The 22,654-nt window shown below is 72.2% G+C and carries 21 protein-coding genes; 14 read left to right on the top strand and 7 right to left on the bottom strand.

The features are described 5' to 3' along the window. Window positions 1–88: 88 nt before the first annotated feature. Together ACQUS7_RS13695 and ACQUS7_RS13690 are read left to right on the top strand one after the other, a co-directional pair. Window positions 89–283 carry a hypothetical protein gene (locus ACQUS7_RS13695; protein ID WP_435147752.1) on the top strand — a complete coding sequence of 65 codons (195 nt, stop codon included), beginning with the start codon at window positions 89–91 and terminating at the stop codon, window positions 281–283. A gap of 100 nt (window positions 284–383) precedes the next feature. Next, a complete protein-coding gene (locus tag ACQUS7_RS13690; RefSeq protein WP_435147750.1) occupies window positions 384–1,745 on the top strand; it encodes an LLM class flavin-dependent oxidoreductase in 1,362 nt (453 codons plus the stop codon). Between the two features lie 454 nt (window positions 1,746–2,199). Here ACQUS7_RS13690 and ACQUS7_RS13685 read toward each other — a convergent pair whose 3' ends face one another. Both ACQUS7_RS13685 and ddh read right to left on the bottom strand, forming a co-directional pair. Further along, entirely contained in the window at window positions 2,200–2,388 is a 189-nt protein-coding gene (locus ACQUS7_RS13685; RefSeq protein ID WP_435124465.1) for a hypothetical protein, read from the bottom strand. A gap of 96 nt (window positions 2,389–2,484) precedes the next feature. Then, window positions 2,485–3,405: a D-2-hydroxyacid dehydrogenase gene (ddh, locus tag ACQUS7_RS13680; protein WP_435147748.1), complete on the bottom strand. Its 921-nt coding sequence runs from the start codon at window positions 3,403–3,405 to the stop codon at window positions 2,485–2,487. A gap of 537 nt (window positions 3,406–3,942) precedes the next feature. On the opposite strand from ddh, the gene ACQUS7_RS13675 reads away from it, so the two are divergent. Beyond that, on the top strand, window positions 3,943–4,227 hold the full coding sequence (locus tag ACQUS7_RS13675; protein ID WP_435147746.1) for a hypothetical protein: 285 nt from the start codon (window positions 3,943–3,945) through the stop codon (window positions 4,225–4,227). Window positions 4,228–4,329: 102 nt separating this feature from the next. Then, a complete protein-coding gene (locus ACQUS7_RS13670) occupies window positions 4,330–5,595 on the top strand; it encodes a carboxylate--amine ligase (protein ID WP_435147744.1) in 1,266 nt (421 codons plus the stop codon). Window positions 5,596–5,619: 24 nt separating this feature from the next. Here the strand turns inward: ACQUS7_RS13670 and ACQUS7_RS13665 are convergent, their stop codons facing one another. Both ACQUS7_RS13665 and ACQUS7_RS13660 read right to left on the bottom strand, forming a co-directional pair. Beyond that, window positions 5,620–6,522 (bottom strand): Vms1/Ankzf1 family peptidyl-tRNA hydrolase, encoded by a 903-nt coding sequence (locus tag ACQUS7_RS13665; protein ID WP_435147742.1) that lies wholly within the window; start codon window positions 6,520–6,522, stop codon window positions 5,620–5,622. A 147-nt stretch (window positions 6,523–6,669) separates the two neighbouring features. Then, window positions 6,670–7,026 (bottom strand): DUF5802 family protein, encoded by a 357-nt coding sequence (locus ACQUS7_RS13660; protein WP_435126087.1) that lies wholly within the window; start codon window positions 7,024–7,026, stop codon window positions 6,670–6,672. Between the two features lie 166 nt (window positions 7,027–7,192). Here ACQUS7_RS13660 and ACQUS7_RS13655 point away from each other — a divergent pair, with 166 nt between their 5' ends. Continuing rightward, window positions 7,193–7,996: an aldo/keto reductase gene (locus ACQUS7_RS13655; RefSeq protein WP_435124480.1), complete on the top strand. Its 804-nt coding sequence runs from the start codon at window positions 7,193–7,195 to the stop codon at window positions 7,994–7,996. A 440-nt stretch (window positions 7,997–8,436) separates the two neighbouring features. On the opposite strand, the gene ppc is transcribed toward ACQUS7_RS13655, so the two are convergent. Together ppc and ACQUS7_RS13645 are read right to left on the bottom strand one after the other, a co-directional pair. Continuing rightward, window positions 8,437–11,130, bottom strand: a complete 2,694-nt coding sequence (gene ppc / locus ACQUS7_RS13650; RefSeq protein WP_435147739.1) for a phosphoenolpyruvate carboxylase — start codon at window positions 11,128–11,130, stop codon at window positions 8,437–8,439. A gap of 192 nt (window positions 11,131–11,322) precedes the next feature. Further along, the gene (locus ACQUS7_RS13645) at window positions 11,323–12,594 is read right to left on the bottom strand and encodes an MFS transporter (RefSeq protein ID WP_435147737.1); all 1,272 of its coding nucleotides are present in this window, start codon (window positions 12,592–12,594) and stop codon (window positions 11,323–11,325) included. Window positions 12,595–13,011: 417 nt separating this feature from the next. Here ACQUS7_RS13645 and ACQUS7_RS13640 point away from each other — a divergent pair, with 417 nt between their 5' ends. Further along, entirely contained in the window at window positions 13,012–13,911 is a 900-nt protein-coding gene (locus tag ACQUS7_RS13640) for a ubiquinol-cytochrome c reductase iron-sulfur subunit (protein WP_435124489.1), read from the top strand. A 62-nt stretch (window positions 13,912–13,973) separates the two neighbouring features. After that, window positions 13,974–14,378 (top strand): hypothetical protein, encoded by a 405-nt coding sequence (locus tag ACQUS7_RS13635; RefSeq protein WP_435147735.1) that lies wholly within the window; start codon window positions 13,974–13,976, stop codon window positions 14,376–14,378. Window positions 14,379–14,385: 7 nt separating this feature from the next. On the opposite strand, the gene ACQUS7_RS13630 is transcribed toward ACQUS7_RS13635, so the two are convergent. Next, complete coding sequence (locus ACQUS7_RS13630) at window positions 14,386–14,823, bottom strand: hypothetical protein (protein WP_435124494.1); 438 nt, start codon at window positions 14,821–14,823, stop codon at window positions 14,386–14,388. Window positions 14,824–14,993: 170 nt separating this feature from the next. On the opposite strand from ACQUS7_RS13630, the gene ACQUS7_RS13625 reads away from it, so the two are divergent. The 7 genes from ACQUS7_RS13625 (at window position 14,994) to ACQUS7_RS13595 (ending at window position 22,599) form a co-directional block, all read left to right on the top strand. Continuing rightward, on the top strand, window positions 14,994–15,212 hold the full coding sequence (locus tag ACQUS7_RS13625; protein ID WP_435124496.1) for a heavy-metal-associated domain-containing protein: 219 nt from the start codon (window positions 14,994–14,996) through the stop codon (window positions 15,210–15,212). A 282-nt stretch (window positions 15,213–15,494) separates the two neighbouring features. After that, window positions 15,495–15,698, top strand: a complete 204-nt coding sequence (locus ACQUS7_RS13620) for a heavy-metal-associated domain-containing protein (protein WP_435124499.1) — start codon at window positions 15,495–15,497, stop codon at window positions 15,696–15,698. Window positions 15,699–15,845: 147 nt separating this feature from the next. Then, on the top strand, window positions 15,846–16,916 hold the full coding sequence (locus ACQUS7_RS13615; RefSeq protein ID WP_435124502.1) for a TIGR00341 family protein: 1,071 nt from the start codon (window positions 15,846–15,848) through the stop codon (window positions 16,914–16,916). Beyond that, window positions 16,913–18,196 (top strand): hypothetical protein, encoded by a 1,284-nt coding sequence (locus ACQUS7_RS13610; RefSeq protein ID WP_435147732.1) that lies wholly within the window; start codon window positions 16,913–16,915, stop codon window positions 18,194–18,196. Before ACQUS7_RS13615 ends, ACQUS7_RS13610 begins: the two co-directional genes overlap by 4 nt. Window positions 18,197–18,411: 215 nt before the next feature. Next, a complete protein-coding gene (locus tag ACQUS7_RS13605) occupies window positions 18,412–19,353 on the top strand; it encodes a DUF2182 domain-containing protein (RefSeq protein ID WP_435147730.1) in 942 nt (313 codons plus the stop codon). A gap of 105 nt (window positions 19,354–19,458) precedes the next feature. Next, a complete protein-coding gene (locus ACQUS7_RS13600) occupies window positions 19,459–20,601 on the top strand; it encodes a WD40/YVTN/BNR-like repeat-containing protein (RefSeq protein ID WP_435147728.1) in 1,143 nt (380 codons plus the stop codon). Between the two features lie 330 nt (window positions 20,602–20,931). Further along, window positions 20,932–22,599 carry a permease gene (locus ACQUS7_RS13595; protein WP_435147726.1) on the top strand — a complete coding sequence of 556 codons (1,668 nt, stop codon included), beginning with the start codon at window positions 20,932–20,934 and terminating at the stop codon, window positions 22,597–22,599. Window positions 22,600–22,654: the final 55 nt, after the last annotated feature.

Here is a 22,654-nt window from a genome sequence, read left to right as displayed (position 1 = left end):
GTGCCTGCCGGCGGCGCCGATCCGCGCCGATTCGAGCACGGCATCCGTCGGCCCAAAGCATACGTGACGACTCGCCGTACCGTGGCGCGTGCCCTCCACAGCGACGCGGCTCCAACTGTTCGGTATCGCGCTCGTCCTCGCCGGCGGCCTCCGCGACCTCGTCGTCGCTGCGTCCGGCTCGATAATCGACCCGCACTCCGTGAACGTCGGCGCCGTGGCCGTCGGCCTCGGGCTGCTGTTCGCGCTCGTCGGGCTGGTCGCCCCCGCGGTCCGCGGAGAGTGACGTCCATTCGGTCCGCGGGGAGTGACGTCGGCGCGGCCCACTGCCGGCACAGACGGCCGATTCCGCCGGGGCTTACGGCCCGGGGCGACGACGGTGCGGTATGAGCGACGACGAGGGCGGGATGCGCCTCAATCTGTTCACGATGAACTCCGTCGAGCACGTGTCGCCGGGGTCGTGGCGGCACCCGGGCGACCGGTCGGCGGCGTACACCGACCGGGAGTACTGGACCGACGTGGCGCGGACGGCGGAGCGCGGCGGCTTCGACGCCGTGTTCTTCGCGGACGTCCGCGGCATCTACGACGTGTACGGCGACGACCGCGACGTCGCCGTCGAGAAGGCGGTGCAGACGCCGTCGAACGACCCGAGCTACCTGGTGCCGGCGATGGCGGAGGTGACGGAGACGCTCGGGTTCGCCGTGACGAAGTCGACGACGTACACCCATCCGTACCAGCTCGCGCGGGAGTTCTCGACGCTCGACCACCTGACGGACGGCCGCGTCGCGTTCAACGTCGTCACGTCGTATCTGGCGTCGGCGGCGCGGAACCTCGGGCTCGACGAGCGGATGGACAAGGAGACGCGGTACGACCGCGCCGCGGAGTTCCTCGACGTCTGCTACCAGCTCTGGGAGGAGTCGTGGGACGACGACGCCGTGGTGCGCGACGCCGACAGCGGCGTCTTCACCGACCCCGACGGCGTCCACGACATCGACCACGACGGCGAGTTCTTCTCGGTGCCCGGGCCGCACGGCTGTGAGCCGTCGCCCCAGCGCACCCCCGTCGTCTTCCAGGCGGGGTCGTCCGACCGCGGCCGCGCGTTCGCGGCGGCGAACGCCGAGGCCGTGTTCTGTTCGCAGCCGACCGAACACGGCGTCCGCGAGTACATGGAGGACCTGCGCGGCCGCGCCGCCGACCGCGGCCGCGACCCGGACTCGCTGGCGTTCTTCCCGGGCGTCGTCCCGGTCGTCGGCGAAACCGAGGCGGCCGCGGAGGCGAAACACGAGCGGCTGAAAGACGGCGTCGACGTGGAGGCGACGCTCGCGCTGCTCTCCGGCTTCCTCGACATGGACCTCTCGGCGCTCGACCCGGACCAGCGCATCGAGCACATCGAGACCGACGCGATTCAGGGGACGATGAACGCGTTCACGCAGTCGGACCCGGACCGCGAGTGGACCGTCCGCGAGGTGGCGGAGTTCTCCGGGCTCGGAACGACGTCGCCGGTCGTCGTCGGGACGCCCGAGCAGGTCGCGGACGAACTGGAGTACTGGTACCGCGAGGTCGGCGTCGACGGCTTCAACGTCAAGGAGGTGGTGCGGACCGGGTGCCTCGACGACTTCGTCGACCTGGTCTGCCCGGAACTCCGGCGGCGCGGCCTGCTCCGCGACGCCGACCCGGACGAGACGCTGCGCGAACGGCTGTTCGGCGAGGGGCCGCGGCTCCCCGCGGACCACCCGGCGCGCCGGTAGCCCGCGACGGTTCGGCGACGGAACCGCACAACCGCGGACGGATTCGAGCCGGGGCTTCCCGCCGTTGGCGTCATCGTTAAGTGAGAGTAGCCACTGTTCTCTGGTGACGCTTCGTCTGGAGGGCCGAAGCGTCAGCGGGGACCAATTCGAGCGGGGTGCGAGCCGCTCTCTTTCCGCGGCTCGCACCCCGCTTTTTCGCTTACATTCGGCAGCGACGCCGCTCCGCACCGTTTCGACGCCGGACTCGACCGGCTCTGACCGGCGCGGTTTCGTGACCAGAACGGCGACGGCAGCGTCGCGGCCGCGGTGACGGTGCTTGCAGTGGTCGCGGTAACGGTGCTTGCAACGGTCGCGGTGCTGTGGGCCGGCGGCTGTCAGCGGCGACGGTGCTGGCGGCGGCGGAGGCGACGAGAGAACTGATTCCACTGCGCGCGGCGTCGCCGCGCGGCGCGGCTCACTCCGAGGTCGGCGGATTCACGAGCAGGCCGTCGACCATCGCGGCGCCGGCGACCGTCGAGCCGAGGACGGCGGCGGCGACGAACGGCAGCGCGGTCGCCGCGGTCACCGCGGCGGCGACGACGAACGCGGCCGGAATCACCGTCAGCAGCGCGTCGGCGCGGTCGATGGAGTCGCTCGGCAGCACGGTAATAACATGTAATTAGGGGCTTGTGTATCTTGTGGAACCGACGGCGACGCGGCCGGGACGGCCGTCGGCGGCCGCTGACGCGGCGTCCGCGTCTCAGGCGACGCGGTTGTGCAGCGGGTCGCCGCGCCGGATGCGGTCGACGTTCTCGCGGACCAGCGCCGCGATGTCCTCGTGGTAGTCGCGCGTGAACGCCCCGCAGTGCGGCGTCACGATGACCTCGTCGTACCCCCACAGCGGCGACTCCGCGGGGAGCGGCTCCTCGTCGAACGCGTCGAGCGCGGCGCCGGCGACGCCGCCGCTGTCGAGCGCGTCGACGAGCGCATCGGTGTCGACGACGGGGCCGCGGGCGACGTTCACGAGGTACGCGTCCGTCCGCATCGCGTCGAGTTCGGCGGCGCCGACCATCCCCTCCGTCTCGTCGGTGAGCGGCACCGCGAGCGCGACGAACCGGGCGTCCGCCACGGCGGTCTGCAGGTCGTCCGGTTCGTACACTGTCTCGACGCCGTCGACCGGTTCCGCCGAGCGCCTGACGCCGACGACGTCCATGCCGAGCGCGTTCGCCCGAGTCGCGATGCCGCGGCCGAGCGTGCCGAGGCCGACGACGCAGAGCCGCTCGCCTTCCAGCGTGAACGGCGCGTCGTACGCCGGCGGCGACCACTCGGCGTCCGCCTGCGCGTCGCGGTAGCGGTGGAGGCGCCGCGCGAACGACAGCATGTAGCCGGCGACGGTCTCGCCGATTGCGGTGCCGTGAATGCCGGTGCTGTTCGTCAGCGCCGTCCCGGCCGCCTCGTAGTCGTCGACCGGGAACTCGTCGTAGCCCGCGCGGACGCAGTGCACCCAGTCCGCCCGCAGGAAGGTGTCGTCGTGGCTGAACGTGACGACCGCGTCGCCGTCGCGGACGTCCGCCGGCGCCCCGACGACGACCGGCACCGGCAGGTCCGACATGGACTCGCGGAGGTACTCGGGCGGCGGCGACGCCGACTCGGCAACGACGATGCGTTCGGGGAGCTCCATACCCGGCGTTCCCGGTGAACGGACAAATGAGTCGTGGTCCGCCGCGCGCGCACCACCGCTCACCGGCTCCGCAGCGTCGACGCAGCGGTACACGGGCGCCGCTGGAACACCCACGGTGCCGTTGGAACTGCACAGGTCGCCGCTGGAACAGGAGACGGGAGCCGCCGGAGTCGAACGGTTCGCGCGCCGTTTTCCCGGCGGCGGCCGACCGTCGACCCGATGATTCTCGTCCCGGGTCCCAAAGAAGTGCGCACAAACCCGCAAGTTGGCTCCGTGGGTCGGTAGCCGAACCCCCAACGGAGGAATCCTCGCGCTTTAGCGCGGGGAGGATGTCAAACGTCGCTCGTCGAACTCGCCGTCTCCCTCCCCGAAGAGCAGGCCGGCACGCCGAACACGGAGCAGTTCGCGCTCGTCCTGTCCGGGCTCTGCGCCATCGGCTTCGGGTTCGCCGTCGAGGGCGCGCTGGCGCGGCTGGCCGGGAAACTCACGGCCGCGCAGCTCCTCGGCCTCGCGGGGCTGGTCAGCCGGCTGTACGCGATGTACGCCCACAGCGACAGTTGGCGGGACGCGGTCGCGTCCGCCGACGCCGTCACGTCGCCGTATCTCGTCGTCGCGTCGTTCGTCGCGGTCGTCACGCCGTGGCTCCTGCAGGCCGCCGCAGCCCTGCTCGGCGCCGCCGACGCGTGGACGGCGCACTCGTCGGGGACGTTCCTGCTGGTCGTCGCGCTCGCCGCGACGACGGGGCTGGGGATGCACTGGCGCCTGAACGACCCGACGGTGTACCGCGCTGACGCGGACGCGTCAGCGAACCCCGGCGACTGACGCGGGGGACAGCGCGACCCGACGCCGCTGGGAACGTCGCAGTCGACGGCAGAGCGCGCCGCCGAACGCGACACTTTAGGCCGGGACGCCGTTTGCGTCGGCATGGCAGATTCGTTCCTCGACACCGACAGCCTCGTCGCGGCGGTGGAGGCGGCCGACTTCGACCGGCCGCCCGCGCTCGTCGCGAACGCCCACATCACGGGCGTCAGCGTCGCTCGCGCGCTCGCCGCACGCGACGTCCCGGTCATCGCGCTCGACCGGAACGGCGACGGCTACGCGCCGCCGTCCGACGCGGTGGCGTTCGCCGGCGAAGTCACGTATCCGCTCGACGACCTCGACGGCTTCCGACGCGACGTGGAGCGCGTCGCCGACGCCGCCGGCGTCGCCTGCGTCGCCTTCCCGTGCATGGACGACTGGGTGCGCGGCTTCGCCGAGACCGAACCGGACAGCGTCGTCCTGCCCTTCTCGGACCACGACGGCATCGAGCGCGTGCTCGACAAGGACAACCTCTACCGGCGCTGTGAGGAGCTCGGCGTCCCGTACCCGGAGACGCACCGCCTCGACGGCCACGACGACCGCGACGCCGCGGTCGACGCCGCGGTCGACGCGCTCGGCTTCCCGCTCGTCGTGAAGCCGGCGCACAAGCGGAAGTTCGAGGAGGCGTTCGGCACGAACGTCATCGAGGTGGACGGCCGCGACGAACTGGACCGGGTCGTCGCCGACGCCGCCGCGGCCGACGCGACCGTGCTCCTCCAGGAGAAGGTGAACGTCGAAGTCGGCGCGGACACCTCGTTCGGCAGCTACGTGTCGCCGGACGGCGACGCGCTCGGCGTCGTCGCCAACGCGGCCGTCCGGTTCCCGCGCGAGTTCGGGACGTCGTGCCTCGTCGAAACGGTCGACGAACCGGCGGTCCGCGACCGGGCCCTCGCCGTCCTGGAGGCGACGGACTACCACGGCATCAGCGAGTCCGAGTTCGTCTACGACGTCGACCGCGAGGAGTACGTGCTGCTCGACATCAACACGCGGCCGTGGAAGTGGGTCTCGATGCCGGTGCAGGCCGGCGCGAACCTCCCGCTCGCCGCGTACCGCGACGCCGTCGCCGACCTCGACGCCGCCGACGTCCAGTACGACCCCGGCGAGCCGGGCGAGGCGCGCTGGGTGTACCTCCGCGACTACCTCGAACTGTGCCTCACCGACTCGGCGTTCTGGGACGTCCTCTCCCGCGACGACTGGACCGCGCTGCTGTCCGGCGACTTCGAGGCGGACGACCGGCTGACCACCGGGCTGTACCGGCCGTCCGACCCGGCGCCGGCCGCGAAACTGCTCGACGGCGAGTTCACCGACCGCGACTACTACTGCTCCTGTTGACCGCGCCGGGCATCGACCGGCCGGCTAGAGCAGCCGGAGCGTCGCGGTCCAGAAGTCGTCGAAGGCGTCGTCGAGCGCGTCCGCCGCCCGGCCGGTCGCGTCGCTGCCGGCGGTGACGTCCGCGTACTCCCGGAGCTCCGGAAGGACGGTGCGTTCGCCGACGAGGACGACGCGGTCGAGGTCGTCCGGCAGCGACGCCAGCGCCGCCTCACACTCCTCCAGGTGCGCGTCGATCTGGGCGTCGCGCTGCCGCTCGAACCGGCCCTGCGAGAAGCCGCCCTTGTCGTGTTCGTCCATCACGTCCGTCTCCACCGTCTGGAGGTCGACGCGCTCGTCGCCCTCGTACACCCCGACGGCGAATGTGTCCGACCGGGCGAGCCCGAACGCGAACCGGCCGGTCGGCCGGAACCACTCGTCCCGGACGCGGAAGCCGTCGCGCCACTCGCAGAACGGCGCAGGCGCCACCGGCGGGTCGACGGCGCAGGCGACGATGCCGGCGTCGTCGCGGTACACCAGCGTCGGCGCGGCGCGCCGGACCAGCGGCGCCCGGTCGCCGAACGCGTCCGCGACGGCGTCCGGCAGCGAGTCCGCGTCGTCGACGTACGCCGACAGCGCGCCTTCGACGCCGGCGTCGACGCTGCGGAGCCGGTCGAGCACGGCGTCCCGGCGGTCGCGGCGGAGCTCCTCCGTGCCGCGAACCGTCGCCTCCCGGTGGACGTCCGCTTCCGCGCGGCCGACGCGGTCTTCCAGCTCCTCGATTCGGTCTTCGAGCCGGTTCACGCGCTCTTCGGCCTCCTGCCGCTTCCGCGCGGCCTCGCTGCGGCGCTCCTCCTCGGCGTCGAGCTGGGCGCGCAGCGAGTCGCGCTCCGATTCGAGCTCGGCGACGCGCTCTTTCAGGCTCGCGCGGCCGAGCAGTCGGTCGAGCATACCGCACCGGTGACGTGCCGAACTAAAAAGGGTCGCGTCGGCGCTCCGGCCGAAGCCGCCGGTCGTTCCGGTCGACGAGCCGCGGTCTGCCGACGGCGACGCGGCGGTCCGCGGGCGGCGACGCCGTGGGCTGCCGACGGCCGGCGTTCAGGCGGCGTCGGCCGGCTCCCAGCCGGCGTACTGCAGCAGTTCGTCGGCGCGGTCCGGGTTCGCGAGGAACACCTCGCGGCGCCCCGGAAGCTCGTACGCGAGGTCCTCCGGCACCGTCTCTCGCGGGACGGTGAGCGTCCCGGTCGGGACGTCGTCGTCGCCGACGACCGGGAAGTGTTTCGTGCCGAGCTTCATCACCAGCGGGCTGTCGAGCCGCTCGACGCCTTCGCCGGTGGCGTACAGTTGCTCGTTCACCCGTTCGTGGTCGGCCCGCTTGATGGCCGCGCTGTCGGTGTCGCGGGGCTGGACGTACAGCCGCCCCAGGTAGTAGCCGGTGGAGAACCGTTCGAACATGCTGCGCACTCGACCATGCGGGACGTTACCGTGTTAAGCGTTACCGACAACCGTTTTATAGACGCGCCCGCCGCGACGCGCCGGCTCTCAGCGACGAGAACCGGCGGCGGTACGTCGACCGCGGCACACCGACGGCTTCACGGGCCGCGCCGCGGACGCGACACGCATGTCCGAGTTCCAGCGGTTCGGTCAGGGGACGTACCAGCTCCGCGGCGAACAGTGCGCCGAGAGCGTCGCCACCGCGGTCGACGCCGGCTACGACGCCATCGACACGGCGCAGGGCTACCAGAACGAGGCGCTCGTCCGCGAGGGCATCGAGCGCGCCGGCGCCGACCCGAACGACCTGTTCGTCGCGACGAAGCTGCAGACCGACAACCTCGGCTACGAGGACGCCGTCGCCACGGCCCACGAGAGCCGCGCGCGCCTCGGCGTCGACAGCATCGACCTGCTGTACGTCCACTGGCCCATCAACACCTACGACGTAGAGGAGACGACGCGCGCGCTGAACGAACTCGTCGCCGACGGCGTCGTCGACCGCGTCGGCCTCTCGAACTTCCGCGTCGACCAGCTCGACGCCGCCCGCGACGCGCTCGACGTCCCGCTGTTCGCCCACCAGGTCGAGTGCCACCCGCTGCTCCAGCAGGACGAACTCCGCGAGTACGCCGTCGAACACGACCACTGGCTCGTCGCGTACTGCCCCATCGCCCGCAACGACGTCGCCGACGTCGACGTCGTCCGTGACGTCGCCGACAAGCACGACGCGACCCCCGCGCAGGTCTCCATCGCGTGGCTGCTCGCGAAGGACAACGTCGCCGCCATCCCGAAAGCGACCAGCGAGGAGCACATCCGCGACAACCTCGCTGGCGCCGCCCTCGAACTCGACGCCGAAGACGTCGCCCGAATCGACGACATCGACGAGGAGCGCCGCCTCGTCGACTTCGAGGAAGCGCCCTGGAACCAGGTCGACTGACTGCACCGAGCGGGCTGCGTCGGCACCCGTGCTTTCTCGGCGACCAACCGCTCGCCCATCCGCGGCGGCGACGCTGCGCTGTCGCTGAGACCGGACGGACCACGCGAACCGGACGGGAACAGCGCGAACGGGGCCGCAAACTGCGACGGCAACGGCTCCTGACTCGATGGCGCGGAGCCGCAGAAAGTCGGCGCAGCGGAAACGGGCGGCTCGGGTGCGCCGCCCGCGTGCCTCCTGTCAGGAGTGCCGGAATGCGAGGCGTTCCCCCGAATCGCAGTCCGAGAACCGGTCCGGACTGCGTCGTCCCTTCGTCCACGACCCGCTTACCGCTGATGGCTTGGTATCGAGGCTTCTTTTGAACGGTCGCGACAGAATGCGCCGGCGTCTCGAAGCCGACTTCGCGTAGGCCGTCGAGCCGCCGTCGAGCACGTCCGCAGCGGCTACCCGGTGTTCTTCATGCCGGCGGCGATTCCTTTCACGGTGAGTCGGAGCGCGCGCTCTTCGGCGTCGGTGCGGTGGCTGCGGCCGAGCAGGTCTATCTGTAGGAGGTTCAGCGGGTCGACGTAGGGGTTCCGGCGTTCGAGGCTCTCGGCGAGCCACTCGCGGCGAAGCAGCGAGTCGCGCTGGGTGACCTGCTTCACCAGTTCGACGGCGCGGTCGTACTCCGCTTCGATGCGCGGGAAGAACTCCGCGCGGAGGTCCTCCGGGGCCAGGTCGGCGTACTCGGCGGCGATGTCGAGTTCGGTGCGGGCGAGCGACAGCGCGATGTGGTCGATGGTCGTCCGGAAGAACGGCCACTGCCGGTACATCTCCCGGAGCGTCTCGACGTCGCCGCCGTCGTCCAGGTAGGCGTCCAGCCCGGCGGCGGTGGAGAACCAGCCGGGGAGGATGGCGCGGCTCTGCGTCCACGAGAACACCCACGGAATCGCGCGGAGGTCCTCGACGGTGCGGTCGCTGGACCGGGACGCCGGCCGCGACCCCATGTTGAGGTCCTCGATGACCGTGATGGGCGTCGCGGCCTCGAAGAACTCGACGAAGCCGTCGGTGTCGAGCAGGTCGCGGTAGGCGTCGCGGGCGGCCTCGCCGGCGACGTCCATGGCCGCCTCCCACTCGTCGTGGACCGCCGGCGTGTCGCCCTGGATGCGGCGGAGCCGCGCGCGGATCTGCGCGTCCAGCATCTGCTCCAGCTCGCGCTCTGCGACCCGCGGGTTCGCGTACTTCTCGGCGATGGCTTCGCCCTGCTCGGTGAACTTCACTTCGCCCGTGGCGGTCTCGGGCGGCAGCGCGAGCAGCGCCTCGTTCATCGGGCCGCCGCCGCGGGAGATGGAGCCGCCGCGGCCGTGGAACAGCCGGAGTTCCACACCGACGTCGTCGGCGACCTCCGCGAGCCGCCGGGCGTTCTGGTGGAGGTCCCACGCCGCCGCGAACGGCCCGTTCTCCTTGTTCGAGTCGGAGTAGCCGAGCATCACTTCCTGGACGTCGCCGCGGGCGTCGAGGGCGGCGCCGTAGGCGTCGTTGTCGACGAGCGTCCCGAGGATGTCGCGGGCGTTCGCGAGCGCCGACGCCGTTTCGAGCAGCGGAACGACGTCCAGCCCGCAGTGTTCGGGGAGCGAGACGACGCCGGCGAGGTCCGCGAGGTACAGCACTTCGAGGACGTGCGACGGCGCTTCGGTCATCGAGATGCAGTACGTGTCGATGGCGTCGGCGCCGTACTCGCGGTGCCAGTCGCCGAGCGCGTCGAACCGGCGGCACACCCGCGCAGCGGTGTCAGAGAGGTCGTCGTCGACGTCGAGGCTGCCGACGCCGTCGTCGTCGAGGATGGACCGCGTCAGCACGTCAACGCGGTCGTCCTCGTCCATGTCGGCGTAGTCGACGCCCTCGCGGTCGAGCAGCGCCGAGACGGCCTCCGTGTGGTTCTCCTGGTGGTCGCGGAGGTCGAGCGCGGCGAGCGTGAACCCGAACGTCTCGACGCGGCGGACCAGCGGGTCGACGCGCTCTGCGGCGACCGCGTCGTGGCCGTTCGCGCGGAGGTCGGCGGCGAGCGTTTCGAGCGCCGAAACGAACTCGTCCGGGTCGCCGTACTCGCCCGACCGGAGGTCGTCGACGCGGGCGACGCGCTCGCGGACCAGTTCGACGTAGCGCCGGTACGGCTCCGCCGGGTAGCGCTCGTCGGCGGTCTCGGCGGCCGACGGCACCGCGTCGCGCTCGGCGGCGAGCCGCGCCTCGAACTCGTCGGTGTGGGTGAGCCGGTCGCCCTCCTGGCTGACGTCGCCGAGCAGCGCCTGCAGTTCGCCGTCGTACCGGTCGAGGACGGCGTCGCGCTGGGCGTCGAGCGTGTCGGTGGTGACGTCGGGCGTCACGAACGGGTTGCCGTCGCGGTCGCTGCCCGCCCACGACCGGAACTCCAGCAGCTGCGGGACGTCCCCGTCGACGTCGGCGTCGGCGGCGTCGAGGCCGTCCTCCAGCGACTCGTAGGCGTCAGAGACGACGTCGAACAGCGTCTCTTCGAGGTACCAGCGGACGTCGCGCGCCTCGTCGGTCGGCGTCGGCCGGTGCGGCCGGACCTGCCGGGTCGCCCACAGCGACTCGACCTCGGCTTCGACGTCGTCGACCAGGTCGTCTTCCTCCTCGTCGATGAGGCGGCGCTCGTCGAGGTCGGCGAGGTCCTCGGCGACGCGGCGCAGCTTCGCCTTCACGGTCTTGCGGCGCGCCTCCGTCGGGTGCGCCGTGAACGTCGGGACGACGCGCGTGTCAGCGAGCGCCTGCGCGGCGTCCTCCGGGTCGGCTTCGGCGAGCGCCGCGGCGGCGGCCTGCACGCCGTCTTCGAGCGCGCCCTTCTCGCGTCGCCGGCGAATCGCGCGGACCCGTTCGCGCTCCTCGGCGACGTTCACCAGTTCGAAGTAGGCCGCGAACGCCCGCGCGACGGTGCGGGTCGTCTCCGGGTCGAGGCCGTCGAGTCGCTCCCTGACCGGGTCGCGGCTGTCGGTCTCCCCGCGCCGGTAGTCGATGGAGGCGGTGCGGACGTCCTCGACGGTGTCGAACGCCGCCGTCGACGTCTGCCGTTCGAGGACGTCGCCGAGCAGTGCGCCGAGTTCGCGGACGTCCTGCCGGACGTCCCGCTCGTGGCTCGTCATACGCTACCAAGACTGCCCCGGGGGCCACAGTAGTTCCGGTTCGACGAAGAATTTCCTCGGAACCGAATTTTTCAGAAAACGAACGTGACTTCGCGGCCAATCCGGCGCGAATCGACGGCTGTCGGACGATTCTCGGTCGAGCCGTCCCGGCGAGCCGTTTTCAGCGTGAAGACGCCGGTCGGCTGCGGCGGGTCAGCGCTTCGGGAGCAGCACGAACAGCACCGCGGCGACGGCGGTGACGCCCGCCAGCAGGTAGAACGCCTCGTCGAACAGGCCGAGGTCGGACATGACGCCGACGATCGTGGAGCCGGTGGCGCCGATGAGGAAGAACAGCGTGCGGAGCAGCCCCCACGTCGACCCGGTGGCCTCGTCCGGCAGCGCGTCGATGATGTACGGATTCAGCACCGACGAGACCGCGATTCGCGACGACAGCGCGACGACGAGCAGCGCGAGCGGTACGAGGCCGGAGACGTGCGGGAGCAGCGCGAGCGTCGCGACGCCGACCGCGGCGACGACGAGGATGACCCGGCGCGTCCCGACCCGGTCGACGGCCGCGCCGCCGGCGAGTTGGAACCCGGCGCCGCCGACGAACAGCAGCGCGAACAGCGCGCTCGGCGCGCCCTCCGCGAGCGTCTTCTCCTCCAGCAGGTACGTCGGCAGGAACGCCGTCAGCGCCTGAAACGTGAACAGCATCAGCGTCATCCCGACGAACGCGACCACGATGGTCCGGTCCGTGAACACAGTGTGAAGCGTCCGCCGAACGCTCACCTCGCCGTTCCCGCTTTCGCCGTCCTCGTCACCATCGCCGTCCTCGTCGCCATCGCCGTCCTCGTCGTTGCCGACACTGGCTGCGTCGTCGGCGGCGTCTGCGTCGTCGGCGTCGCCGCCGGGGATGGTCAGCCAGGCGCCGACCGCGGTGACGGCGAACAGCGGGACGGTCAGCCCGACGGCGGCCCGCCAGCCGACGTGGTCGGTCGCGGTGCTGCCGAAGACGGGGAGCGCCGCCGAGCCGAGGCTGCCGGCGGCGAGCGTGATGCCGAACGCCCGGCCGCTGTTCGACCGGAAGAACCGCGAGAGCGCGATGCCGCGCGTCGTCCCGTACAGCCCGGTCGCGAGCCCGAACAGCCCGCAGGCGACGAGGAACACCGCGAACACCGGCGCCGCGGCGATGACACAGAGGCTGCCGGCGGCGAGCGCGAGGCTCAGGCTCAGCAGCGTCCGCTCGTCCAGCCGGTCGACGAGCAGCCCCGCGGGGAACTGCATGACGCCGTAGCCGGCCCAGACGACCGTGATGGCGACGCCGGCGGTGCTGTCGTCGATGCGGAACGCGCCCTGAATCTGCGGGAGCAGCGCGGGCAGCAGGAACCGCAGGCCGAGCGTCAGGAACCACCCGAACGCGACCGACGCGAGGATGCCGCGCCGCTCGCCGCCGCCGAGCCGACGCGGGACGCGGGACAGTCTCACTGCCGAGAGGAACGGGCGCCGACGACAAGAGCGGTCCGAATCCGGAACGACCGGCGGCGGTGGCGGCGGTAGCGGCGGTGGCAACGCGGCGGCGGTGGCGGCAGTGGCGGCGGTGGCGGCGCGGCGACGCGGCCAGCGGTCGACGACGGAACCGACGAGAGCCGGCGCTGTGCGGGCGATGAACGGTGCGGCCGCAGGGGTGCGGCCGCGATGGACACGGAATCGGTGCAGACTCGCGCAGACTGGCGCGGACTCCCAGGGGCTCGCGCCGGTTCAGCGACGGTCGGACGGACGGAAGTAGTTCGCTATGAGCCGTCCGGACGGCTATGGAGCGGTACGTGCCGGTGGAAACCCGGCGTCTGCGGCCGTGTTCGGCCTTTCGTCAGGCTTTTGCGTGGCGGCTTCCGACTCCGACGTATGAGCGTAGACGACGACAAGTACCCCGGCGACTCGGGGCGTCGCCGGTTCGTGAAGGGCGTCGTCGGCGGCGCGGCCCTCGCGGGAGTCAGCGTGGTAGGGTCGGCCTCCGTCAACAGCGTCACCACCTCGCCCGGGAAAGGCGGCGGCGCGACCGAGGCGATGGCCATCGAGAACACCGACGGCCCGGCGCCGCGCGGGATGCCGCAGATCCCCATCGAAATCGACAGCGACGGCTTCATCCGCGGCGTCTGGCCGGACGTCAAGACCGTCGAGCAGGGCGGCGTCTCCATCAAGGTCGCACAGACCGAACTCGGCGGGAAGACGTACTCCTCGGAGTGGTTCCAGTACTGCGGCGTCGAGACGTACACCGGGATTCAGCCGGGGTACGAGCCGGAGGGCGGGAACTACTTCTACGTCGGAGCGAACCCGGGCTACGAGTGGCAGTCCGAAGTGATGAGCCAGGGCGACCAGTTCACCGTCGACATGTTCTCCGACTACGAGACGTGGGGGAACGGCATCGGCGTCAGCGGCCTCGGGAAGCCGGCGACCGCGAACTGGCGGTCGAAGGGCGCGGAGGACACCATCCCGGTCCAGATTCTCCGCTCGCCCATCATCGAGAAACTCGCCGCGACCGGCTCCGCGCAGGGCGCCGACGGCGAGACGTATGAGGTCCCCTCGGACGTCCAGAAGTGGCTGCAGGCGTCGACCAGTAAAGGGTTCATCGCGTGGCTCAACAAGTGCACGCACTTCTGCTGTGTCCCCGGCTTCAAGCAGAACGCCGGCTCCGCGAAGTTCGCGGCCGCGGACGAAGTGTACTGCCCGTGCCACCAGTCGGTGTACGAGCCGTTCAGCATCGTCACGACGCTGTTCACCTCCCGGCCGCGGCCCGACGAGTAACGCCGCTCGCCGCCCGCCGCAGCGCCGCCGGGCTTTTCTCGCGCCGCTCACCACCGCCACCCATGAGCGACGGCTCCCCCGCCGACAGCGCCAGCACCGACTCCTCCGGCGACGACCCGGCCGCGGCCGCCGAATCCACGGACGCCGACGATACCGACGACACTCTCGATACTTCCGGCACCGCCGAGTTCGATGCGGCGCGCGCGGCGGCCCGGCGGACCCTCACCGGCGACGACGTCACGGCGTTCCACCTCGGCGTCGTCCGCGGCGGCGAGGTCGACACGGCGGCCGCACGGGTCGGCGGCGGCGACGACGACCGCCCCGAACTGGAGGCGCTGACGCTTCTGGCGACGCACCTCCGGGTCGTCGCGGACGACGCGGGCGCCGACTACGACGCCGTCGCGGCGGACGCGGCGGCGCTCGCGAGCCAGGTGGAGTCGCTGTCGACGCTGCCGGGCGAGGAGTAGCCGAGGCTCAGCGAAGCCCGACGTTGCGGCGGCGGTGAGCGAGATACTGGCCGGAGCCGACGACCGTGACCGCGACGAGCGCCGCGGCGGCGGCGAGCGCGGCGACCGTCGACGGAACGGCGGCGTCGGCGACGAGGTACGTCCCGACGGGGAGCGCCGTCTCGGCGGCGACGTACAGGTACCACCGCGGCACCCACGCGCCGTCGCGCGCCAGCCCGACCGCGTCGGCGACGAGCGCCGGGACGGACGCGGCGGCCGCGACGACCACGACGCCGGCGACCGCGACCAGCGCGACGCCGAAGTCGGTGACGGAGCCGGTTTCGACGACGACGGCGACGAGCAGCGCCGCGCCGACGACCGTCACGGCCAGGTAGCCGACGAGCGCCAGCCAGTAGCGGTTACCGGGTCGGTCCGCGTCGGCCGAACGGGACAGCGACGGCGACATGGCTCCCGGTACGCCGCCTCGCCGGGTATAGGCCGCAGAACCGCCGAACACCGCCCGTCGCCGCCGAGCGCCGCCCGGAACGACCCTGCCGTGGCGGAGTCCGACCGCCGCCGCCGGGCCGCGGCGGATTTCCGCGATTGATTGTCGCGGCGACGCACGTCGCAGGTGCGATGGAAACGCACGAACTCACCGTCACCGGCATGCAGTGTGCGAGCTGTGAAGCCCTCGTGACGCAGGCCGTCACGGGCCTCGACGGCGTCGCGGCCGTCGAATCGGACGCCGCCCGCGACCGCGTCGTCGTCCGCGCGGACGACGAGCGAGCCGACGATTCGCTCCGCGACCGCGTCGAGCAGGCCATCACCGAAACCGGCTACACGGTCGACGGCTGACCCGCTCCGCGTCGGCGACGACGCCGACCGGCTCCCGTCAGCCACGCCCTCCGATTTCTACCGCTGCAACCCCGCAGCGACCGCGTCGGCGACGGCCTGGGTTCCCGCACGACCGCGCAGCCTCCGCGCCGCGACTCGCTCCCCGGTTCGGTCGGGGGCGGTCGCAGTCGGGCGATGCTGGCCGTCGACCGGTCGCCGACGGGCCGTCCGTTCGGTCGCCGGGTTCGCCGGGAGGCCCACGGTTTTCCGGCCTTGAGGTGGCGGCGGCGCGTCGGTTCGGGTATGACGTCGTTCGTCGTTCCCGTGACCGGACTGTCGTGCGGCAGCTGCGAACAGCTCCTCGAAGACCGCGTCGGCGCCGTCGAGGGCGTCACGTCCGTCGACGCCGACCACGTCGCCGGGACCGTCCGCGTCGCCGGCGACGACGTCGACCGGGGCCGCGTGGAACAGGTCGTCATCGAAACCGGGTACGGCGTCGGCGAGTGACCGCCGGCGTCCGTCTGCCGCCCGCTCGCTCGCGTCGCCGCGATTCGGTGACGCCGAACCGTCTGCGCTGCGCTGGCGTCAGTCGACCGACGATGATTCACGCACACACACAGCCGGCCGAAGCGCGCTCCCCCCGTGGAGACTAGCATGGCTCGGCAGGACATGCGGCTGGTGGAGGTCATGATCCTGAGCCCCGAGGCGCGGGAGGCCGTGCTCGGCGTTCTCGACGACGAGGGGCTCGATTACAGCCTCAACGACCGCTCGGACAAGCCGGAGGCGTCCGCGAAAATCTCGTTTCCGCTCCCCGCTCACGGCGTCGAGCCGATACAGGAGCGGTTCACCGAAATCGGCATCCGCGACTCCATCTACACGGTCGTCTACAACCCGGAGGCCATCGTCTCCGACCGGTTCGTCAACGAGACCGGCCCGGAGCACGTCGGCGCGCTCGCCCCGGGCCGCATCTCCCGCCGCGAACTCCACTCGAAGGCGGCCGACCTCATCCCGGACTTCGTCATCTACGTGCTGATGACCGCCATCAGCTCCGTCGTCGCGACCTCGGGGGTGCTGCTCGAGTCGACGTCGGTGCTCATCGGGTCGATGGTCATCGCGCCGCTGCTCGGCCCGGCGATGGCGACGTCCGTCTCCACCGTCATCGACGACCGCGGCCTGTTCCGGCGCGGCATCGACTTCCAGTTGAAGGGGCTCGCCGTGTCGGTGCTGGTCGCCGTCATCTTCGCGTGGACCGCCAAGACCGTCGGCGACATCACCGTCGACGTCCGGTCGGTGCTGAGCATCAGCCAGCACACCTCGCCGGCGTTCCTGCTCGTCACCATCGCGGTCGGCTCCGGCGTCGCCGGCGCCATCGCGCTGTCGACGAGCGGCTCCACCGAACTGGTCGGCGTCATGGTCGCCGCGGCGCTGATGCCGCCCATCGGCGTCCTCGGCGTCGGCGTCGCCTGGATGGAGCCGGTGGTCATCGTCGGCTCGCTCGCCGTCATCACCGCGAACATCGCCGCCATCAACCTCGCCGGCATCACGTCGCTGTGGTACCTCGGCTACCGGCCGACCGAGTGGCAGGAACTGAAGCGCGCCCGCGGCGTCCTGCTGCGCCGCGCCGTCGCCCTGCTCACCCTCATCGCCGTCACCGCGATGGTGCTCTCCCGGGTCGAACGCGGCAGCACGCTCCGGCCGTTCTTCGACGTCCTCCCACTGCTATGACCGACGACACACCCGACCGCAGACGCGACCGCATCGAACGGAGACGAACCGGCTCCGCCGACCGCGCCGCCGACGGCGACGACGCGGGCCGCGACAGCGACGCGGACAGCGGCGGCAACGCCGACAGCGACGCGAACCGCGGCAGCAACGTCGCTGCCGACGGTGGCGGTGCGGGCGACGCGCCGCCGGACGCGCCGGAGGTGTCCGCGTCGGCGCGGGACGCGCTGTCGCTGCTCGGCCGCGCGGCGTCGGTGGCCGTCCAGTTCCTCCGCGTGTTCGCGCGGGTCGTGTTCATCGGCGTCACGGTCGTCGCCGGCTTCCTCAGCGAGGGGGAGCGCGACGGCCCGTTCGCGAACTGGTTCCTGCTGTCGGGGAGCCGGTGGGCGATCATCGGCGCGCTCGAAGTCGCCTTCTTCATCGCGGCGCTCGGGCTGGCGTTCGTCAACGTCATCGGCGTCCAGAACTCCGGGTTCGTCTCCACGATGTTCTCCACCATCATCGCGGGGCTGTTCTCGTTCGTCCCCATCGTCATCACGGTGAACAGCCTCGCGATGTCGAGCCTCTCGGAGTCGCTGGCGGGCATCACCGAACGCATCGACAACGTCGCCGACTTCCGCGAACAGATCGCGGCGCTCGACCCGGAGCTGCACGTCACGCCGACGAACCCGGCGGCGTTCGTCGAGGTGGTGACGCAGCTGCTCGTCGACGCCGCAGACGACGTCGAGGCGGCGGCCGCGGACCTCGACGACCCGGCGGACCGCGAGGTGGCGGCGTTGCTGTCGCGGTCCCGCGGCACCGCCCGCGCCATCCGTGAGGCGCTCGACGGCCGGAACCCGGCCGTGTTCGACCTGCTCGTCCCGATGATGCGGCAGGACTACGCCGAGTACGTCAACCGGACGCGGTCGGCGAAGCTCCGGCACGACCTGCCCGCCGACGCGGACGCCGGCGTCGCCGAACTCCAGAAGCTGCTGACGGTGCTCGACGTCACGCGGCACTACTTCAAGACGATGTACCTCCAGCAGGAGCTCGCGAACCTCTCGCGGCTCATCGCCTACTCCGGGATGGCGGCGTTCGTCGGCTCCGTCATGGTCATCATGGTGTTCGCCGGCGGCTTCCCGCCCGGCGGCCCGGCGACGCCGGTGCTGCTGCTCGTCGCCGTCGGCCTCACCGTCGCGTTCCTCCCGTTCGCCATCCTGTTCGCGTACGTCGTCCGCATCGCGACCGTCATCAAGCGCACCTCCGCGCCGGGCGCGTTCACGCCGAACGGTGAGCAACCGTGACGGGCCGCTGCGGCAATCCGCTGCTGTGCTGCGGCCCGGTGTGGGCGCGGTTCCGCCCGGCGGCCGCCGTGAGCGACTGGCCGCCGCCGCTGCTCGGCCGACTCCCGCATCGTCCCCGCAGCATCTCCGCACCGCCCCCGATCGACCGACAGACGCACCGGCTGGTCACCGCGCGGCCCGCGGCCGCGAGCCGCGAATCCGACCGCCCTCCACGAATGCCCTCCACCGACTCCGACACCGAACCAGACGCACGAACCGACTCCGACAACGAAACTGACTCCGCCGGACGCGACGATTCCAGCACGCGAGTCGACTCGGCGGTCCGCGCCGCGCGCGACGCGCTGTCGGCGCCCGACGTCGACCGGGCGACCGCCGTCGTCGTCGCGATGCTCGGCGTCGACGCCGTCCTCTGGGTGCTGCTGTACCGCGGCGCGGTCCCGATGCCCGGGGCGTCGTGGCTGATGCAGCAGGCCGGGGTTCCGATGGCCGCGCCGGGCGCGATGGAGCTCGCGGCGTTCCACGTCGGCACCGTCGAGGCCTTCGCCGGCTACCTCGTCGTGTGGGGCGTCATGATGTGGGCGATGATGCACCCGGCGATGACCCGGTTCACCCGGGAGTACGCCGACGCCTACCGCGGCGGCGCCGGCGGCGCGGCGCTGTCGCTCGCGTCGTTCATGACGGGCTACCACGCCGTCTGGCTGCTCTCCGGCGTCGTGCCGCTGACGTTCCACGCGCTGCTGCCCGGCGGCATCCTCGGATTCACCGCGGCGCACACGCACCTCGTCGTCGGCGGCGTCCTCGTCCTCACCGGCCTGTACCAGCTCACCGAGTTCAAGCAGTCGCTGCTGCGCAGTTGCTGTGCCCGCGTCGCCCCGCACACCGACTCCGTCCCCGAGGCGGTCGAGGAGGGGCTGGGCCACGGCGTCCGCTGCGTCACCATCTGCTTCGGGCCGTTCTTCCTGCTCATGCCGTTCTTCGGCGAGATGAACTTCTTCTGGATGGTCGCGCTCACGGCGGTCGTCACCGTCGAACGGCTCCCCGTCTGGGGCGACGACGTCGCGACCGCGACCGGCGTCGTCAGCCTGCTCGCCGGCCTGGTCGTCCTCGCCGCCCGCCCCGACCTCGGCCTCCGCTTCGCGACGTCGATGGGGATGTAGCGCGGACGCGAACGGCTCCCCGCCTCGTCCGACAGTCGCCGCCGATTCACCGCGGCATCCGTCTTTTTCACGACACTAACCGCCGCAGCGGCCGACGCGCCGAGCATGAGCGACTCGGACGCCACAGGTGACGCGAGCACCGCGACTCGCCGGTCCTACCTCGTCGCCGCGGGCGGCGCGGCGGCCGGCCTCGCGGGGCTCGCCGGCTGTCTCGACGGCGGTGACGGCGGCGACGGGGGCGCCGGCGACGCCGACGCCGACGGCACCGCGGCCGCGACGCGGGACGACGAGAAACGCACCGACGTCGGGTCGACGACGCCGGACGACAGCGAGTCGTTCGCCGACGGCGCCGAGGAGGGCTGGACGCGCGCCGACCCGCCGACCGACGCCGCGCTGTACGACGTCGTGCTGTCGCGGGAAGGCCCGTACGTCGTCGGCGAGGGCGGCGCGCTGCTCGCCCGCGCGAACGGCCTGTGGGAGCTCGTCGGGCAGGGCGACGTCGCGGCGACGAGCAACGCGCTGTACGGCGCCGCCCTCACCGCGGACCGTCGGCACGTCTGGTTCGCCGGGGACGCCGGCGCGCTCGGCGTGTTCGACCTCGACACGCTGACGCTCCGGGACTACTCGGCGCCGATGGGGATGACCTCCTCGTGGGCGGACGTCGCCGCCGCCGGCGCCGCCGGCGGGGAGTCCGTCTGGGTCGCCAACGGCTCCGGGCAGGTGCTGCGCGGCCGCCTCGACGGCGTCGCCGTCGACTGGTTCGACGTCCGGAAGCCCGGCGCCGGCTCCTCGTTCACGGCCGCCGAGTTCGTCGACGCCGACACCGGCTTCCTCGCCACCGGCGCCGGCACCGTGTTCGCGACGGCCGACGGCGGCCGCAACTGGCGGCGAATCGGGATCCACGGCGCCGGCGGCGCGCTGTTCGACGTCGCGGCCGCTGGCCCGGGGCACGTCCACGTCGCGGGCGCGGGCGGCGACATCTACCGGTACAACGGCCGGACGTGGACGACGCTCAGCGCCGGCGACGCCGACGTGAACGCCCTCGTGTTCGACGCCGACCGCGGCGGCTACGCCGTCGACGCCGCCGGCGCGGTCTACGTCTACGCTGCCGGCGAGTGGGACGAACACGCCCGGCCCGCCACGGACGCCCTGGAGGGAGTCGCGTTCGGCACCGCGTCCTCCCCGCAGGTCGCCGTCGGCGACGACGGGACCATCGTCGAGCGGTTCGGCGCCACCGACGACGGCTGACCCGCTGGCGCGCCGGTCGCTGCGCCAGTCGCCGCGCCCGTCGCCGCGCCCGTCGCCGCCGCCGCCCGCTTCATCGACGTCCACTCCGCCGGCGTCCACTCCGTCGGCGTCCGCTTCGCCGTCGGACCTCGTCGGGAGCCCTCGGTGGGAGACGGGGACGCGCGGTGTTCCCCGAACGCCGCGAACGCGGGACGGACGACCGCTCGAGCCGCCGGATTATGAACCGCCTTTTCACTCCCGGCCGTCTCTCGCGGTAGCCCGACCGGTCCGGCCGGAGGGGCGCGGCGGACCGACCCGCACGGTCGGCGACGAATCTCTCACGACAACTCCATGGGACTCATCGGCTCCGTCTTCCACGGCCTCACGCTCGCGTTCGACATGGCGTTCGACTCCTGGTGGGCGCTCGTGCTCGGCTTCGCCATCACGGGCGCCGTCGAGGTGTTCGTCTCCGAGGACGCCATGACCGACTACCTCGGCGGCGACGGCTGGCGCGAAGTCGGCTACGGCACCGCCTTCGGCGTCGCCTCGTCGTCGTGCAGCTACTCCGCCATCGCGATGGCGCGGAAGCTGTTCAAGAAGGGCGCCTCGCCGGTCGCGGCGCTCGGCGCGTTCATGTTCGCCGCGACCGACCTCGTCGTCGAACTCGGCCTCGTGATGTGGGTGCTGCTCGGCTGGCAGTTCGTCGCCGCCGACTTCCTCGGCGGCCTCGTCGCCATCGCGGTCCTCACGCTCGCCTACCGGCGCGTCCCCGACGAGTGGTGGGACGTCGCCTACCGGAACGTCCTCGAACTCGAACAGCACGAGTGCGAAGCGTGCCGCATGGCGGCGCCGCCCGAGGAGGAGGAAACCGTCGTCGCGGCCCACCGCGACGAGACGCTGTACTTCTGCTGTGGCGGCTGCCTGAACGCCTGGGAGGCGATGCACGACGCCGACGCCGCCGTCCGCGACGACGAGTCGCCGAGCTGGCTGTCGCGGGACGGCTGGGTCCGCGCCGCCTCGGCGTCGATGCGCGAGTGGGACATGCTGTGGGACGACATCGCCGTCGGCTTCCTGCTCGCCGGGCTCATCGCCGGCGTCGTCCCGCGGAGCGCCTGGGCCGTCGTCTTCACGACGAACGAGGGGTTCCTCTGGGTGCTCTGGGGCGCGCTGATGGCGACGCTCGTCGGCGTCGTCACGTTCATCTGCTCGGTCGGAAACGTCCCGTTCGCGCTCGTGCTGTGGGCGAACGGCGTCCCGTTCGGCGCCGTGCTGTCGTTCGTCTTCGCCGACCTCGTCATCCCGCCCATCGTCAACGCCTACCGGACGTACTACGGCGGCCGCATCGCCGCCGTGCTGTTCGGCGCGATGGCCGGCGCCGCGGTCGTCGCCGGCGTCGTCGTCCACTACGTCTTCGGCCTGCTCGGGCTGATTCCGCCGCACGGCGTCACCGGCGGCACCGCGCCCGGCGAGTACACGGTCGTGTTGAATCTGCTGTTCACGGCCGTGTTCGTCGCGCAGCTCACCGCCGCCTACGGCCGCGAAACCGTCGGAAACTGGCTCCTCGACGCCATCGGCCGCTTCGGCACGTGGTACTACCGCGTCGAGCGGGTCGTCGGCCCGGTCGGCGAACTCCTGCTGCTGCTCGCCGCCGCGCTCCGAACGGCCGCCGGCGTCGTCGCGACCGGCGCCGCGGCCGCCGCGGACCTCGTCGGCGACGCAGTGACCGACGCCGCGGTCGACGCCGAACCCCACGCAGCCGGTGACGACGGCGGGCCGGCCGCGACTACCGGCGCCGCACCCGGCGACGCGAACCCGGACCCGGGTGCGGGGTCGGACCCGGAGCCGGACTCGGACCGCTCGGTCGACCTCGACGTGCGCACCGCCGGCGCCGACGCCGAATCCGGTGACTCAGCTGCCACCGACGCCGAATCCGGTGACTCAGCTGCCACCGACGCCGACACTGACTCCGGCGACGCCGACGCCGACACCGACTCCGGCGGCGCGACGGACGGTGCGTAGCCGTGGAGCGGTGGCCGGCGTCGGTCGGCGATTTTCGCGACCGCTCGCCCGCCGT

The organism is Halobaculum sp. P14, from assembly GCF_051195155.1.
GTDB lineage: Archaea > Halobacteriota > Halobacteria > Halobacteriales > Haloferacaceae > JBNTKA01.
Note: the sequence above shows the minus strand (reverse complement) of the source record. Positions and strands in the feature narration are given on the sequence as shown.